Genomic DNA, 16292 nt, shown 5'->3' with positions numbered 1-16292 from the left:
TGCGGATTGCAATTTCCGGCACAGTATGATATCTTTATTCAGATGAAGGTCGCGCTGTGTGCAGCGCAGAAAGAAGGGTAATGATATGGGCTTTTTTGATAAGCTGTTCGGCGGCAAGAATGCAGCCGAGACGAAATTCAAGGGCGAAAAGAAGACGGTGATGATGCCGCTGGCAGGCAAGGTCATCCCGCTGGAGGAGCTGCCGGACGAGACGTTTGCATCGGCCATTCTGGGCGGCGGCTGCGGCATCGAACCCACCGGGGATACCGTTTACGCACCGTTTGACGGCACCGTCACGCAGGTGCCCGAAAGCCTGCACGCGGTGGGCCTGATGAGCGATGACGGCATCGAGCTGCTCATCCATGTGGGCATGGATACCGTGGAGATGAAGGGCAACGGCTTCACCTCTCTGACGAAGGAAGGCTCCAAGGTCAAGGCGGGCACCCCGCTGCTCAAGGTCGACCTCGACGCCATCCGCGCCGCCGGTCATCCCACGGCAACGGCCATCATCGTGACCAACGGCGACGACCTGTCCGAAATGTCGGTCGTGGCCTCCGGCGACACCGCCATCGGTGTGCCGCTGCTCAAGTTCAAGGCATAAGTGTTCCCACCCGGAAGAGCTTCTTCCGGGTGTTTTTTTGCGGTCAGCGCCTTAAAAGTATGACTATTGAAAGAAAATGCCGCATTTGGTCTGTTTTCTTCTTGAAGTGGGGAACGGCTTATGATAGGATAGACAAAGTGCGGGCCTGGGCCCGGTATCACCAAGGATTGTGAGGAAAGGTATTATGGAAACGAAAAAACCTGGTATGTCTTTAGCAAAACGAATGGCCATTTCGCTGGTCTGCGGCCTGGCGGCGGGCCTCGCCTTCATGTTCCTGCGCGAGAGCCTCATCTCCGGCGGGAAGAGTGAGATCTGGACCACGATCAACGAGCTCCTGTTCCAGGATATCACCGCAGAGGGCGCAGAGCGCTCCTTCGGCATCTTCTATATCATCGGCCAGCTCTTCATCAAGGCGCTGCAGCTGGTCATCATCCCGATGGTGTTCACCTCCATCGCGCTGGCCATCGGCAGCATTGCCGACACCCGCACCATGGGGCGCATCTCGGCCAAGACCCTGTTCTGGTTCCTGCTGTGCTCTTTCCTGGCTTTGCTGCTGGCCAGCAGCGTGGGCTACATCACCTTCTCGATGGGGCTGTTCAACACCCACATCGAGGGCCTGACCGAGGCCACCGGCTCCACCGGCTCCAACCCGCTGAACGTGGTGCTGAACATCATCCCCTCCAACATCATCACGGCCTTTGGCAGCAATGGTGCAGTCCTGAGCGCCGTCTTCCTGGCGGTGGCCACCGGCCTGAGCATGAATGCGCTGGGCGAGAGCCGCACCGCCACCCTGCGCCGCCTGCTGGGCGAGGTGAATGACGTGGTGGTCGTCTTCCTGAACTTCATCGTCAGCAAATTTGCTCCCTTTGCCGTCTTCGTGCTGCTCACCCGCACCTTTGCCATCTACGGCATCAACTACCTCAAGCCGGCACTGGTCTATGTGGTGGTCACGGTGATCCTGCTGCTGGTCTTCCTGGTGGTGGCCTACCCGCTGGTGATCGCTCTGGGTGCCAAGCTGAACCCCATTACCTTCATCCGCAAGATCGCCAATGTGGCCGTGTTCGGTTTCTCGACCTCGTCCAGCGCCGCCACCCTGCCCCTGAACATCAAGGTCTGCGAGGAGGAGTTCGGCGTGGATGAGAGCATCGCCTCCTTCGTGCTGCCTCTGGGCATGACCATCAACATGGACGGCACCGCCATCATGCAGGTCATCGCCACCGTCTTTATCGCGGGCTGCGCCGGTTATACCGTCACCCCCGGCCAGCTGGTGGTCGTGGCCCTGCTGGCTCTGCTGGCCTCGGTGGGCACCCCGGCTGCCCCCGGTGCAGGTGCCGTCATCCTCTTCACCATCCTGTCCGGCGTGGGCTTCGTCAACGACGGCGCTCTGCTGGCCTACTCCCTCATTCTGGCCATCAACCGTCCCATCGAGATGCTCGTCACCTCGCTGAACGTTGTCGGCGATGCCGTCGCCAGCATCTGTGTCGCCAGGAGCGAGGGCCTGCTGAAGGAAGAGGTCTACAACAAGTAATGGGATGAGGCTGCGCCCCATCTGAAATCGAAAAAAGCTCCGTCCCCCTCGCTGCCTCAGCGAAACGGGACGGAGCTTTTCTTGTGGGTCGGTTACTGCACGCCGGTCAGTTCAGCGAGCTTGTGATAGATCTCGGTGTTGTCGAAGACGCCGCGGAAGTTCTCTGCGCCGACGCCCTTGGCATAGAGGTTGACCATCTGGGAACGGTTTCATTCTACCGTTTTATCCCGCCGCCCGAAACCATGGCCGGGAAAAGAGTGGGTAAAACCTTTGGGGCGGAACCGCCGGAAAGGTAAAGAAGAGACTCGCTTTGTAAGTTTCTTGTGTTTTGTCAAAATCTGTGCTATTCTGTACTTGCCGCTCCACTCCGGCCCATTTTTATGGATGGGAGGTGATTTCCTTGGAGACGTTAACTACCTTTTTACTGTCCGTCGCAGCAAGCATAGCCGCTTACTATGTTTGCAAGTGGCTTGACGAACAGTTCTTTGTGAACGGCAAGCACTGATCCCATAGCGACAGGAAGCCCCTCGGTATTGCGACTACCGAGGGGCTTCTTGCTTGCTTTGGGATTTCCGTTGGACTCGAAATAACTACCTTTGTACTTTCATTATACGCACCTGTGGCAAAATGTCAAGTATTTGCATTCTTTACGGCTTGTTTCTTCAAAATTGAAATATTTTACGGTTTTATCACGAAATCGTCCTCATGGTCTGGCCGAAAAAATGGTATTATGGATGCAGACAAAAAACTTGAGAAAAGGAGAATTTCCCATGGCACAATTCGTGAACCTGAACCCCGGCTCCCTGCGCGAGCTGCACATTGGCAACGAGCGGCTGGTCTCCTACAACGTCGAGATGACCGAAGTCACCGGCGGCACCTTCTGGAAGGCTTACACCCCCGCTCAGATCGCGGGCACAGAGCCGTTCGTCCTCAAGGGCGGCTTCCTCGGCAACGCGACCGCAAGCACCGACCTGATGCAGTATTATGATCCCATCGACCTCTCCGACAAGAAGCTGCGCAAGCTGGCCAAAGAGATCGGCCCGGCCTGGGTGCGCGTGTCCGGCACCTGGTCCACCAAGACCTATTACGACTTCGACGGCCACACGAACGGCGTCATCCCGGAGGGCTACAACGCCATCCTGACCCGCGAGCAGTGGCTCGGTGTGCTGGATTTCTGCAAGGACATCGGCGCAAAGCTCCTGATCTCGGTGGCGGACTGTGAGGGTCTGCACCATGCCGACGAGCCCTGGAACCCCAGCCAGGCAGAGCAGATCTTTGCCCTGAGCAAGGAGTACGGCAAGGCCATCGACGCGGCTGAGTTCGTCAACGAGCCCAACCTGCTGGCCATGTCCGGCTGCCCCAAGGGCTACACCGCCGAGCAGTATGTCCGCGATCAGGACATTTTTATCCGCTGGCTGCATGAGAACTACCCCGACTGCCCCTTTGTCGGCCCCTGCTCCACCGAAGGTGTGCTGAAGAAGCACGGCGAGAAGGCACAGGGCGGCGGAGTCGGCGATATCCTGCCCCAGTGCTCGACCGACGACCTGATGAAGGGTGCCCAGGAGAAGCTGGATGTTTACAGCTACCATTATTACAATGGCGTGTCCGAGCGTCTGGAGCCTGTGATGCCGTTTGCCCACTGGAAAGCCGACAAGGCCCACACCGAAGAGTATCTGGCGGTCGCCTCCAATATGGCAAAGTTCCACGCCGAAAAGCGGGACATCTACTGCCTCGGCGGCGAGATGTGGGTCACCGAAGCAGGCGACGCGGGCGGCGGCGGCGACACCTGGGCTTCCACCTATCTGGATGTCTTCCGTACCCTGAACGAGCTGGGCAGCTTCTCGGTCGTGACCAAAGGCATCATCTTCCACAACACCCTGGCTTCCAGTGACTACGGCTATCTGAAGCCCGAAGTCTTTGACCCGCGCCCCAACTACTTCGCGGTGCTGCTCTGGAACCGTCTGATGGGCACCACCGTCTACGACGCCGCAGAGCCTATCCGCGAGGGTGCGCACGTCTACGCCCACTCCCGTGCGGACGGCAAGCCGGGCAAAGCATATCTGGTCATCAACAACAGCCTGACGGAGACCACCACCGTCACCCTGCCGAAGGAAGCGGAGGTCTACCAGCTCTCCGCCGAGACCCTGCGCTCCCAGACCATGCTCTGCAACGGCAAGGCGCTGGTCCTGGGCGAAGGCGATGCGCTGCCGGAAATCGCCCCGGCAGCAGCTCCGGCGGGCGAACTCGTTTTGCCTGCTGCGACCTGCACGTTTATTGTGCTGTGATCCTTACATTGTAAAATAGGATGAACGAAGCCCCACGACATTGCAATGTCGTGGGGCTTCTTGTTTATATGCAATCCGGGCGAGCTTGTCAGGAACAGCACGAACGCCACGATATAGCAAAACGCGCGCGGGAACTCAAGAGGTTTCGTTCGGTTTCGCTCAGACCTGATGGGCGGCGATCCACTGCTCCATTTCCTCGGCGATGGCCTTGATGGAACCATCGGTGAAGGGAACCTTCAGACCGGCCGTCTCGCACAGTTCCGCGTAGCTGGCCATACCGGCGCGGCGCACCAGTCGGAGGTAGCGCTGCCAGGCGTCCTTGTGGTCCTTGAGGCTGAGCAGGAAGAACTGCAGAGCGGCCATGGTGGACAGGCAGTAGTCGATATAATAGAACGGGCACTCATAGATGTGGAGCTGACGCTGCCAGCCTGCGCCGCGGCCGTAGAAGGGCAGGTTGTCGAAGTCGATCCAGGGGCGGTACTTGTGTTCCAGCTCCAGCCAGACGGCGTTCCGCTCGTCGGGGGTCAGGTCGGGGTTCTGGTACATCCGGTGCTGGAATTCATCCACGATGCAGCCATAGGCCAGGAAGAGGAAGCTGTCCTCGGCGTGGAGCAGGGCGTATTTCTCGGTGTCCTTGCCGAAGAGCAGATGATGCCAGGGGGCCGTCAGGAACTCCATTGCCATCGAGTGAATCTCGGCGCTCTCCATACCGGGGCATTCCAGGTCGGCGGGGACTTTCGGGTCCCGCTCGGCCACATAGCCCTCAAAGGCATGGCCGCACTCGTGGGTCAGCACATCCACGTCGGCGGAGGTGTTGTTCCAGTTGGCAAAGATGAAGGGAGCCTTGTAGGCGGGCAGGCTGGTCATATAGCCGCCGGACATCTTGCCGGGGCGGCTCTCGACATCGAACAGCTCGTTGTCCTGCATGAAGTCGATGAACGCGGCGGTCTCCGGACTCAGCTCATGGTACATGGTGCGGGAGGCGGCCATCCGGGCGTCGTAGCCCTCGATGGGCCTGGGGTTGCCGTCCCGGAAGGAGACCGGCAGGTCAGTGAAGGTCAGGTGCTCGATGCCGGTGCGCTTTTTGCGCAGCTCGATGACCTTTTTCAGCTGGGGAACCACATCGTTGGCCACCTGGTCGCGGAACTTCCGGATCTCTTCCGGGCCGTAGCCGATGCGGTTCATCCGCACGTAGGAAAGCTCACTGTAATCGTGGTAGCCCAGGATCTTTGCCTGCTCGTTCAGGTTCTTGACGATCTTGGTGTACAGCTCGTCCAGTTCGGCGCGGTGGGCGTCGAAGTAACCGGCCTCGGCCTCGTAGGCGGCGCGGCGGACGGCGGGGTCCAGATTTTCCTTATAAGGGCCAAGCTGGGGGATGGTCAGCTGCTTGCCGTCGAACTCGACCAGTGCACCGCCGTAGACCTGCTGGTACTGGCTGACCAGCGCGTTGTACTCCTTCTGGAGGTCGATGGTGCGGTCATCCATGCCCAGCACGGCGTTCTTCATGCCGGCCACGCAGGTGGTGCCGAAGGCCTCGGTCAGGGCATCGACGTGGGGGTTGGCCAGGAAGGCCCGGCTGATCTCCACGCTGGCGTTCTGCACGGCGGGGCCGTTGGCATCGAAGAAGTCCTGCTCAGCCTTCCAGGCGGCGTCGCGGGTGTCGCAGGTATAGTGGATGGAAGCCAGGTTGGCGGCGGTGTTGTAATCGGCAAATGCGCGGCTCTGCTCGTAGTAGACCGCGACCAGCGCTTCGCCGGAGGCAGCGGATTCGGCTTTGGCGGCCAGCTCCTTGCAGCGGGCCAGCAGCGCGTCGATGTCCGGGCGGGTGTAAGTCATCTCATGGAATTTCATAGACGGATACGTCCTTTCTGTATCAAGTTTGTTCCATCTTATCACGTTTTGCGCTGACAGTCAAAGAAAACCGTGAATGGTTTGACTTTTCATCACAGGCGCGTGTAATAAAAGGGATGAATGGAAACGCGTCTCCATGGAGACTCACAACAGCAAGCAAGAAGCCTCCCGGTATTCGCAGTACCGAGGGGCTTCTGCTTTTTTGGCAGAACTTCTAAAAAAGAGCGCCTCAAATTGTGAAATCTGTGGCAGAGGTGCGATTGAAACCGCCCGAAAAAAGGCATATAATAGCAGTATCAACAGAGTAAGACCATGCGCGTTAAGTGCCGCATCAACGGGGAGTTGTGCTGCGGACGAAGGGAGACCCGCGGTGCATGGTCTGCATCCCGCTGCTGCATGGACTTGGGTGCAGGCGAGACCGGCTGCGGCCCTGCCTGGAAGTGAAACTTGTTGGATTCACGCCCTCCTTTGTGCGGTTCGTCACAGGGGAGGGCGTTTTGTCTTCTCCTGCATCATCCGGAATGGAGGATCAACGATGAATCATTCCAAATTGTCCGTTCGTACCCTGACGATGCTGGCCCTGCTCACGGCCATGAGCATCATCTTTGCCCGCGTGTTCACGGTGTCCACCGGATTCCTGCGGTTCAACCTGGGCGCTCTGCCCACCCACCTGGCAGCAGTCTGGTTCGGCCCGGCGGGCGGTTTTGTCGTGGGCGCACTGGCCGACATGATCGGCGGCACCCTGTCCGGCTATTCCATCAACCCGCTCATCACGCTGGGAGCCGGTTCGGTGGGTCTGGTGTCCGGTCTGCTGTACCGGTCTCTGCATGAGATGCGCCTGGGCCTGCGGCTGCAGATCAGCATTCTGGCGGGCCATCTGGTGGGCTCTGTGGTCATCAACTCGCTGGCCCTCCACCTCTTCTATGGCTACCAGTGGGCGCTGCTGGCTGCCCGCATCCCCAACGCGCTGGTGCTGAGCGTGGTGAACACCCTCCTCGTCCGCATCCTGCTGGAAAACAAGGCGCTGACCGCTCTGGTCCGAAAAGCATAAAAAAGCATAAACCAGACCCTCTCTGTCTGCATAGATGGAGAGGGTCTCTCTGAAGGAACGTGGCATCATGAACTATGAAGAAGCAATGCAATACATCCACGCGGTGCAGTGGGCGGGGCATAAGCCTGGCCTGACCCGCACCCGCACCCTTCTGGCTGCGCTGGGCAACCCCCACAAGCGGCTGAAGTTCGTCCATGTGGCGGGCACCAACGGCAAGGGAAGCACCGCAGCCATGCTGGCGTCCTGCCTGCAGGCGGCGGGGTATCGGGTGGGGCTGTACACCTCTCCCTTCATCAACCGGTTCAATGAGCGCATTCAGGTGAACGGCGAGCAGATCAGCGACGAGGAACTGGTGCGTCTGGTGGAAACGATCCGGCCCGCCGCAGATGCCATGGCCGATGTGCCCACCGAGTTCGAGATCATCACGGCGCTGGGCATGCTCTGCTTTGCCGAGCAGCACTGCGACATCGTGGTACTGGAAGTGGGGCTGGGCGGTGCGCTGGATTCCACCAACGTCATCGACCCGCCGGAGTGTGCGGTCATCACGGCGCTGGGCATGGACCATGTGAAGGAGCTTGGCCCCACCATCGCGGACATCGCAGCGGCCAAGGCGGGCATCCTCAAGCCGGGCAGCCCGGTGGTGAGCTACGGCGGTGTGCCGGAGGCCGACGCCGTCATCGCCCGCACGGCGGCAGAGCAGAACGCCCCGCTCCATGTGGTCGATTTCTCGAAGCTGACCGTGGAGGGCGGCGACCTGGACGAAGTGACCTTTGACTTCGACGGCCTGAACGGGGTGCGCCTGCCGCTCATTGGCAGCTACCAGCCCCGGAATGCTGCCGTCGCCATCACGGTGCTGCGGGTGCTGCGGGAAAAGGGCTGGAACATCCCGGAGGAGGCCATCCGGCAGGGGCTGGAGACCGTCCGCTGGCCGGGCCGGTTTGAGCTGCTGCGGCACACGCCCGCTTTCCTACTGGACGGCAGCCACAACGCCCACGGGATGCGGGCCACGGTCCAGAGCCTGAATGACCGTTTCCCCGGCCAGAAATTCGTCTTTCTGCTTAGCATCATGGCCGACAAGGACGTGGACGAGATGCTGGAGCTTCTGCTCCCGCTGGCAAACCGGTTCGTGACGGTGGCAGCGCATACCCCGCGCGCCATGCCCGCCGAAACGCTGGCGGAGCATATCCGGGTGCGGGGCGGCACGGCGGAGCCTGCCCCGTCCATCGAAGCCGGAGTGGCCCGCGCAGTGGAGTTGGGCGGCACCGGCCCCGTCTGTGCGCTGGGGACGCTGTACTTCTCCGGTGAGGTGCGGGAAGCGTTTCGGAAGATCTGCCCTCTCAGTCGCTAACGCGACAGCTCCCCCAGAGGGGGAGCCACTCGCGAGCCGGTTTTGATCGTGCTGAATGAGCAGAGTTTTTCAAAACCATAAAATAGAGTGCTCCGCTGTTTCGATTCACAGCATCTGCACAAACGCTCTTTTGTTAGAGCCATCGTGTAGATGCCGCTGGTCTTGACAGCGGAGCACTTTCGTTTACGGGATTCGAAAACGTTCAGCGTTCAGCAGGGGGTTGCCCGGCCTGCCAATGGCTCTCCCTTTGGGAGAGCTGGCAACGCGAATGCGTTGACGGAGAGGGTACGAAAAAGCGCTTCCCCATGCAGGTTGGGGAAGCGCTTTTTCTGTCCCGTACAGGACAGGGTAAATGATAAGAAGGTAAATGAAGAAAATAGCAATATAAATTAGAAGGATGAACACAAGAGCCGTGGGGGCAAAGCTCGTCGCAGCCGTTGTATCCCACTGCCGCTCTTGTTGGATACAAGATAGCACTTTTCGAAGCAAAATGCAAGAGGTTTTTTGAAAAAAGTTCTGGAAATCGAACAAAAATCTGATATTTTGTCATAACGCACAAAATTGGCAGGACATTCTCGGCAAAACTGATAAAACAAGCTCCCCTAGCACCGGGAACATCCGCAAAAACACGTGGGTAGGGAAAGAATCTGCAAAACCCGCAGATGGATTCTTTACAACCGAAACCGGGTGTGTTAAGATGAATACAAGCATGTTAAAATGCGGCATTGCGGCCTGCAAAGACGGCAGGAGGGGAGCCGAGCCTTTTTGCGCCCGGCGGCCCGGAAAACGAAACGTGAGGAACTCTATGGAACGAACGATCACCAAAGAAAAAATCCGGTTCGGCGGGCGGGAGCCGCTGTTCACCCAGAAAGAGCTGCTGCTTCTGACCGGCCCGCTGCTGGTGGAGCAGCTGCTGGAAGTGACGGTGGGCATGGCGGATACGATGATGGTCTCCCGCTGCGGCGAAGCGGCCATCTCCGGCGTCAGCCTGGTGGATATGATCAACAACCTCATCATCGTGCTGTTCGCGGCGCTGGCCACAGGCGGTGCGGTGGTGGTCAGTCAGTATCTGGGGGCCAGAGAGCAGAAACACGCGGATGCCAGCGCCGGTCAGCTCATCCTGCTCAGCGGTCTGTTCGGCGCGATGGTGGGCGTCGTCTGCTTTGTGATGGCCCGGCCCATGATCCGCCTGTTTTATGGCTCGATCGAAACCGACGTACTGGACGCCGGTGTGCGCTACCTGAAGGTCATTGCCCTGAGCTATCCGTTCCTGGCGCTGTACAATGGCGGTGCCGCTCTGTTCCGGAGCATGGGCAACTCCAAGATCTCGATGCAGATCAGCCTGTTGATGAACGTCATCAACATCGTGGGCAACGCCGTCTGCATTTTCGGACTGAAAATGGGCGTTGAGGGTGTTGCGTGGCCCAGCGTCCTCTCCCGCGTGGTGGCAGCGGCCCTGATCCTGCGCAAGTGCTATCATAAGGAGACCGGCAATGTGCTGCGCGTCCCCAAAACGCTGCGGCTGGATGCCGGGCTGTCCCGGCGTATCCTGGGCATCGGCATCCCGTCTGCCTTTGAGAATAGTCTGTTCGAGGCAGGCCGCATCCTTGTGGTCAGCATGATCTCGACGTTTGGCACAGTGCAGATCGCCGCCAACGCTGTGGCCAACAACCTCGATGGCATGGGCGTCATCCCCGGCAAGGCGATCAGCCTGGCCATGATCACGGTCGTGGGCCGGTGCATCGGTGCGGGGGATCACGAGCAGGCCATCTATTACACCCGCAAGCTGCTGCTCTGGGCGTACCTTACCATGAGCCTTTCCAATGGCGCGATCCTGCTGTTCGTGAAGCCGCTGGTGGGCATCTATGAACTTTCCGGTGCGACCATGGAACTGGCCATTCTGCTGGTGCAGATCCATGCGGGCTGCGCCTTGTTCCTGTGGCCGACCTCCTTCGTGCTGCCCAACGCGCTGCGCGCTGCCAACGACGTGAAGTTCACAATGGTGGTATCCATCCTCAGCATGGCGTTCTGGCGGCTGGGCTTCAGCTACCTCATCTGTGTCCGGATGGGGCTGGGCGCGGTCGGTGTCTGGATCGCCATGGTGGTGGACTGGGTCTGCCGCGTGACCTGTTTTGCTGCCCGCTTCCACAGCGGTGCATGGAAGACGAAATATCAAGCATAACATCAAAGGAGCAATGCGATGAAACTCATCAGCTGGAACGTCAATGGCCTGCGGGCCTGCCTGACCCACGATTTTGCCGCGAGCTTTGCGGCGCTGGATGCCGATATCTTTTCGGTGCAGGAGACCAAAATGCAGCCCGGTCAGGCGGATTTCGCCCCGGAGGGCTACACCGAATACACCTATTCCGCCGAGAAGAAGGGCTACTCCGGCACGGCCTGCTGGTGCAGACAGCCGCCGCTGGCGGTGACGACCGGCATCGGCATCGAGGAGCACGACCATGAGGGCCGGGTCCTGACGCTGGAATATCCGGCGTTCTACCTCGTCAACTGCTACACCCCCAACAGCCAGGACGGCCTGAAGCGGCTGGATTACCGGATGACCTGGGAGGATGCGTTCCGGGCCTATCTGCTGGCGCTGGATGCGAAAAAGCCGGTCATCCTCTGCGGCGACCTGAATGTCGCCCACACCGAACAGGACATCAAGAACGCAAAGACCAACCGGATGAGCGCGGGTTTCACCGACCAGGAGCGGGCCAAGATGACCGAGCTGCTGGAGGCCGGGTTTACCGACAGCTTCCGGGTCATTCACCCGGATGAGGTGAAATACAGCTGGTGGAGCTACCGCTTCCATGCCCGCGAGAAGAACGCAGGCTGGCGCATCGACTACTTTATCGTTTCCCGCCGCATTGCCGACAAGATTCGCGCGGCGGAGATCCACAACGAGATCTTCGGCTCTGACCACTGCCCGGTGGAACTGGTCATCGACCTGTGAGCTTCCATTCATTTTGAATCAACAAAGGAGAGTATCCATGCTCAAGAACTATCTGCTCGTCTTCTTCGTCTCGATGGTGCCCGTGGTGGAGCTGCGCGGTGCCATCCCCATCGGCCTGGGTCTGGGCCTGCCGGTGCTGCCCACCTACGTCATCTGTGTGCTGGGCAATATGCTGCCGGTGCCGTTCATCTATCTGTTCGCCCGGCGGTTCCTCATCTGGGGCTACAATAAGCCGGTCATCGGCCCCATCTGCCGATTCTTCATCGTCAAGGGCGAAAAGGGCGGCCGCAAGCTGGAAGAGAAGGCCGGCAAAGGTCTGACCGTGGCGCTGCTGCTCTTCGTGGGCATCCCGCTGCCCGGCACCGGTGCCTGGACCGGTACGCTGGCGGCGTCCATCCTCGACATGAAGTTCAAGGATGTCCTCATCGCCTGCATGGGCGGTGTGCTGCTGGCCGGTATCATCATGGGTCTGGCCAGCATGGGCGTTCTGGGCGCGGCCAGCAGCCTGTTTGCGGTATGACGGCGGCTGCCGGGCTGGCAATCTTGCGCGAAATGTGTTAGAATAAACAGCAATGTGTCTGTTAAGACAAAAGAAAGGACGAACCAACCATGGATCAGGCTTTGAACCAGAAGATCGACGCATTCATTGCGGCGAACAAGGAGCAGTGGCTCAAGGATATTGAGGCGCTTGTTTCCATCAACAGTGTGGAGAGCACCCCCGCAGAGGGCGCACCCTTTGGCCAGGGTGCACGCGCAGCGCTGGATAAGACGCTGGAACTGGCCGCAGGCATGGGCTTTGCCACCCGCAACTGCGAAAACTACATCGGTTATGCAGAGCTGCCCGGCGCAGACGCTGAGAAGTACCTGGCCACCATCTGCCATGTGGACGTCGTGCCCGAAGGCAACGGCTGGACGGGCGACCCGTTCCAGATGGAGGTCCGGGACGGCTGGCTCATTGGCCGCGGTGTGGCCGACGACAAAGGCCCCATGATCACCATCCTGTATGCCCTGAAGTTCCTCAAGGAGCAGGGCTATTCGCTCAAGTACCCCATCCGCGCCCTCGTCGGCGACAACGAGGAGACCAGCATGGCCGATGTGAAGTATTACCTCAAGCATTACCCGGCCCCGGTCTTCTGCTTCACCCCGGATGCGGAGTTCCCGGTCTGCAACGGCGAAAAGGGACACTTTGGCGCGGAGCTGGTCAGCCCGGTCTGCAACGGTGAGATCAAGGATTTCGTGGGCGGCGTGGCTAACAATGCCGTGCCGGACCGTGCCAGTGCGCTGGTCGAGACTGACATCACCAAGCTGAAGAACGCCCCCAACATCACGCTGGAGCCGGAAGGCAACGGTGTGCGCATCCGCGGCTGGGGCAAGTCCGGCCATGCAGCGACCCCGCAGGGCACCGTCAATGCCATCGGTCTGGTGGTGGACTACCTGCTGGACAACGGCCTGTGCAACGAGGCCGAGCGCGCCTATCTGGAAGCGCTGAAAAAGCTGCACTCTTCCACGGCCGGTGAGGGCATCGGTGTCGCCTGTGCCGACGGCCCCTTCGGCCCGCTGACCGTCATCGGCGGACGCATCTTCATGCGGAACGGCAGATTCGTGCAGACGCTGGACAGCCGCTATCCCACCTGCACCACCGGCGACCGGATGGCAGAACAGATCCGTGCGGCCATCGGCGAGGGCGCTTCCCTCGAAAACGTCGAGAGCGCTGAGCCGTTCTACATCGGGGCCGACACCCCTGCCATCAAGGCCTGCATCGACACCTACAACGAGGTCACCGGGGAGAACGCCACCCCGTTCACCATGGGCGGCGGCACCTACGCCCGCCACTTCCCCTATGCGGTCAGCTTTGGCCCGGAGCACAACGACATCAAGCTGCCTGCTTTCGGCGGCCCGATGCACGGTGCCAACGAGTCGGCTCCCATCGACAAGCTGCTGGAGGCCATGAAGATCTACATCGTGGCTCTGCTGCGCCTTGAGGAGATCGACTTCTGATGGCGGCGAAGGTGCTTGTCATCGACGGGCAGGGCGGCGGTTTGGGCCGGCAGCTGGTGTCTGCCCTGGCAGCGGCCTGCCCGGAGGCAGAACTGACCGCAGTGGGCACCAACAGCCTGGCCGCGAACGCTATGCTCAAGGCGGGGGCCTCCCGCGCTGCCACCGGCGAGAACGCGGTGGTGGTCAACTGCCGCCGTGCAGACGTCATCGTGGGGCCCATCGGCATCGTCATTGCGGATGCCCTGCTGGGCGAGATCACCCCGGCCATGGCGGCTGCGGTCTGCCAGAGCGGGGCCAGAAGGGTGCTCGTGCCCATCAACCACTGCGAGAACTACGTGGTCGGTGTGCCGGATCAGCCCGTCAGCCAGCTCGTGGCGGCTGCGGCCCAGAAAGTGAAGGAACTTTGTTCCGGGATCGGTTGAGCGGACTTTTTTCAAACTTCTTGAAACAGGGAAGGCCGCATGTTAAAATAAGAGCCAAAAGCTCTGGAGGAAATGCGGATGAAAACAAAGTGTGCGAAGCAGCCGCGGGTCAGCGTCATCGTTCCGGTCTACAAGGTGGAAGCCTATCTTCAAACCTGTGTGGACAGCATTCTGGAACAACCGTATGAGAATATCGAGATCATTCTTGTGGACGATGGTTCGCCGGATCGCTGCCCGATGATCTGCGAAGAGTATGCGAAAAAAGACCCGCGTATCCGGGTGATCCATCAGGAGAACCGGGGTCTGCCTGGGGCGCGGAACACGGGCCTGCGGGCAGCAAGCGGGGAATGGATCATCTGTGTGGATTCGGATGATCTGTGGAAGTCCGATCTGCTGGAATCGGTCATGGCGGTCGCGAGCGATGCGGTGGACCTGATCGCCTTCAGCTATATGCCGTATCCGGAAGGACAGCCGCTGCCGCAGCCCAGCCCGCTTCGCACGGGAACCTACCGCACCGGCAAACGGGAACTGCTGAACGCGCTGCAGCTCGGTCTGCTGGATGAATATCACCGTGCCGTGCCGTATTATTTCGGAGCCTGCTGGATCGAACTGGTGCGGAGAGACTTTCTGGAAGAGAACCATCTCTATTTTGATGAGAGCCTGAAGCAGTGCGAAGACATGATCTGGAACCTCAACCTGCTGGAACGGGCGCATTCCGTGGGGCTTCTGGACAAAGACCTTTACTATTATCGGCTGCGTCCGGACTCCATGTGCCATATTCATGACAAGCGGCTGCCGGGCTATCTGGATACAGTCGATCAGCGGGTCATGGAATTTGGTCAGCGGGAAAAGAAGGGCGCAGACTTCTGGGCGGCCTACGATATCTGGCTCATGAAGACGTATGTTCGCCTGTTGGATAAGTGCTATTTCAACCCCGCAAATCCGGACGGCCCGCTCCAGGCCTGGCGCGCCTGGCGGAAGATGATCGACGACTGCCCGACGCTCCGGCGCCTTTCGAAAGTGTCCCTCAAGGAATTTTGGAACAACCGGAAGCGCTATGTCCCACTGTTCTTTTTCCGGTTTCGGGTGCCGCTGTATCTGATGACACGGCTCACATACGGGAAATTGCAACGGCACGATCAGGGGTATGCGGACAAAGCCCGCCGCCGTGCGGAATGAGTTCCCATGTCGGCGCTTGAAAACACATCCTGACGGAAAAAAACATCCTGACCGGACGCATCCGGTCAGGATGTTTTTTTGCTGCGGCAGGATGCCGGTCATTTCGGGCTGCGTTTCCGGATGTCGTGGATGGTCGGCGGCACATCGCCCTGCGCGGCCTTCTCCATGGCACTGATGCGGCGGTCGAGGTCGGTGATGCGCTGGGCGACCACATCGGGCAGATCCTGCTGGTCGAGGTCGTCGGCGGGGTTGACGGCCTTGTTGTTGATGCGGACCACCTCGGCGGGTACGCCGACGGCGGTGCAGTTGGCGGGCAGGTTCTTCAGCACCACGCTGCCCGCGCCGATGCGGGCATTGTCGCCGATGTAGACCGGGCCAAGCACCTTGGTTCCTGCGCCGATCAGCACGTTGTTGCCCAGCGTGGGGTGGCGCTTGCCGGTGTCCTTGCCGGTGCCGCCCAGCGTGACGCCGTGGTAGATGGTGCAGTTGTCGCCGATCTCAGTCGTCTCGCCGAAGACGATGCCCATGCCGTGGTCGATGAACAGGCACCTGCCGATCCGGGCACCGGGGTGGATCTCGATGCCGGTCTTATGCCGGCCGCGCTGGCTGACCCATCGCGCCAGAAAAAAGTGCCCGCGCTCATACAGCCAGTGCGCGATGCGGTGATAGACCAGAATGTGAAAGCCGGGGTACAGCAGAATGACCTCCAGCACGCTGCGCGCGGCGGGGTCCTTGCGCTGGATGTTCCGTGCGTCCTCCAATAAACCCATGTGGGGAACCCTCCCTTTTCCAATGCCGCCCGCGGCGGCTTTCTCGTTTGAGTATTATGATAACACATCTGAACTTTAATGTACAGCATTTTGCTAGGGATTGCGGCCTCAGATTTCCGGTTCGGAGGGGGGATTTTGGTTTTTCGGTAGAGTAGCTAAAATTTGCTGAGTTCGGCCCGAAACCTTTTTACAAAGAAAAAAGCCCGGAAGCATTGACACATTTCGCGCTTCTATGCTAAAATATAACGAAACAAATGCACGAACAAAGGAGACGCCGACATGCTGTCAAAAATGAACGCAAAACTG

Annotated in this window: 13 protein-coding genes and 1 riboswitch; of the genes, 11 read left to right on the top strand and 2 right to left on the bottom strand. The window is 59.8% G+C overall.

Annotated elements, in window-relative coordinates:
• Positions 1-85 precede the first annotated feature (85 nt).
• The 3 genes from DWY95_RS13895 to DWY95_RS13885 all read left to right on the top strand — a co-directional run bounded on the left by DWY95_RS13895 (position 86) and on the right by DWY95_RS13885 (position 4414).
• Positions 86-601, top strand: a complete 516-nt coding sequence (locus DWY95_RS13895; RefSeq protein ID WP_118553965.1) for a PTS glucose transporter subunit IIA — start codon at positions 86-88, stop codon at positions 599-601.
• Positions 602-785: 184 nt separating this feature from the next.
• Positions 786-2129 (top strand): dicarboxylate/amino acid:cation symporter, encoded by a 1344-nt coding sequence (locus DWY95_RS13890; RefSeq protein ID WP_118553964.1) that lies wholly within the window; start codon positions 786-788, stop codon positions 2127-2129.
• A gap of 770 nt (positions 2130-2899) precedes the next feature.
• A complete protein-coding gene (locus DWY95_RS13885) occupies positions 2900-4414 on the top strand; it encodes a beta-glucuronidase (protein WP_118553963.1) in 1515 nt (504 codons plus the stop codon).
• 159 nt (positions 4415-4573) lie between these two features.
• On the opposite strand, the gene DWY95_RS13880 is transcribed toward DWY95_RS13885, so the two are convergent.
• Complete coding sequence (locus DWY95_RS13880) at positions 4574-6265, bottom strand: M3 family oligoendopeptidase (RefSeq protein ID WP_118553962.1); 1692 nt, start codon at positions 6263-6265, stop codon at positions 4574-4576.
• A gap of 298 nt (positions 6266-6563) precedes the next feature.
• Positions 6564-6659: riboswitch (THF riboswitch) on the top strand.
• A 141-nt stretch (positions 6660-6800) separates the two neighbouring features.
• On the opposite strand from DWY95_RS13880, the gene DWY95_RS13875 reads away from it, so the two are divergent.
• The 8 genes from DWY95_RS13875 to DWY95_RS13840 all read left to right on the top strand — a co-directional run bounded on the left by DWY95_RS13875 (position 6801) and on the right by DWY95_RS13840 (position 15216).
• Positions 6801-7316 carry a folate family ECF transporter S component gene (locus tag DWY95_RS13875; protein WP_118553961.1) on the top strand — a complete coding sequence of 172 codons (516 nt, stop codon included), beginning with the start codon at positions 6801-6803 and terminating at the stop codon, positions 7314-7316.
• Positions 7317-7383: 67 nt separating this feature from the next.
• On the top strand, positions 7384-8664 hold the full coding sequence (locus tag DWY95_RS13870) for a folylpolyglutamate synthase/dihydrofolate synthase family protein (RefSeq protein ID WP_118553960.1): 1281 nt from the start codon (positions 7384-7386) through the stop codon (positions 8662-8664).
• Between the two features lie 805 nt (positions 8665-9469).
• Complete coding sequence (locus tag DWY95_RS13865; protein ID WP_118553959.1) at positions 9470-10846, top strand: MATE family efflux transporter; 1377 nt, start codon at positions 9470-9472, stop codon at positions 10844-10846.
• Between the two features lie 18 nt (positions 10847-10864).
• Positions 10865-11617, top strand: coding sequence for an exodeoxyribonuclease III (locus tag DWY95_RS13860; protein ID WP_118553958.1), 753 nt, complete (start codon positions 10865-10867; stop codon positions 11615-11617).
• Positions 11618-11654: 37 nt separating this feature from the next.
• A complete protein-coding gene (locus DWY95_RS13855) occupies positions 11655-12137 on the top strand; it encodes a small multi-drug export protein (protein WP_118553957.1) in 483 nt (160 codons plus the stop codon).
• A gap of 89 nt (positions 12138-12226) precedes the next feature.
• A complete protein-coding gene (locus DWY95_RS13850) occupies positions 12227-13615 on the top strand; it encodes a Sapep family Mn(2+)-dependent dipeptidase (protein WP_118553956.1) in 1389 nt (462 codons plus the stop codon).
• Positions 13615-14037, top strand: a complete 423-nt coding sequence (locus tag DWY95_RS13845) for a DUF3842 family protein (RefSeq protein ID WP_118553955.1) — start codon at positions 13615-13617, stop codon at positions 14035-14037. Before DWY95_RS13850 ends, DWY95_RS13845 begins: the two co-directional genes overlap by 1 nt.
• Before the next feature lie 78 nt (positions 14038-14115).
• On the top strand, positions 14116-15216 hold the full coding sequence (locus DWY95_RS13840; protein WP_118553954.1) for a glycosyltransferase family 2 protein: 1101 nt from the start codon (positions 14116-14118) through the stop codon (positions 15214-15216).
• Between the two features lie 98 nt (positions 15217-15314).
• On the opposite strand, the gene epsC is transcribed toward DWY95_RS13840, so the two are convergent.
• Entirely contained in the window at positions 15315-15986 is a 672-nt protein-coding gene (gene epsC, locus DWY95_RS13835) for a serine O-acetyltransferase EpsC (RefSeq protein WP_118553953.1), read from the bottom strand.
• Positions 15987-16292: the final 306 nt, after the last annotated feature.

It is taken from the genome of Faecalibacterium sp. AF28-13AC (genome assembly GCF_003478405.1).
GTDB lineage: Bacteria > Bacillota > Clostridia > Oscillospirales > Ruminococcaceae > Faecalibacterium > Faecalibacterium prausnitzii_E.
This window is presented reverse-complemented; position numbering and strand designations above follow the sequence as displayed.